Genomic DNA, 268 nt, shown 5'->3' on the forward strand with positions numbered 1-268 from the left:
TACGACGCCTGGTTCCATGTCGCCAGCGCCTTCGCGATGCTGCCGTCGACGCCGACCAGATGGATCGGGGCTCCGGGAGCGGCCAGTGCGGCGGCGTTGGACCACCAGCGGAGACACGCCTCGCCGATGCGGAGATCGGGGGCCTGCAGCATGCGGGGTCCGTCGAGCAGCACGATCGCGCGGTAGCCGCCGTCGGCGAGCGGCTCGGCGCCTCGCGTGGCGACGACGAGCGAGGGCTTGTCCGACACGCGGTCCACCGGGTGGGCGC

Annotated in this window: 1 protein-coding gene; it reads right to left on the bottom strand. The window is 73.5% G+C overall.

The features are described from left to right. A partial coding sequence (locus tag HWE04_RS24305; RefSeq protein ID WP_241813937.1) for a hypothetical protein occupies window positions 1-248 on the bottom strand: 248 nt, incomplete at its 3' end. Window positions 249-268: the final 20 nt, after the last annotated feature.

It is taken from the genome of Herbaspirillum sp. C7C2 (assembly GCF_022627865.1).
In the GTDB taxonomy this organism is placed as follows: Bacteria; Pseudomonadota; Gammaproteobacteria; order Burkholderiales; family Burkholderiaceae_D; genus Herbaspirillum; species Herbaspirillum frisingense.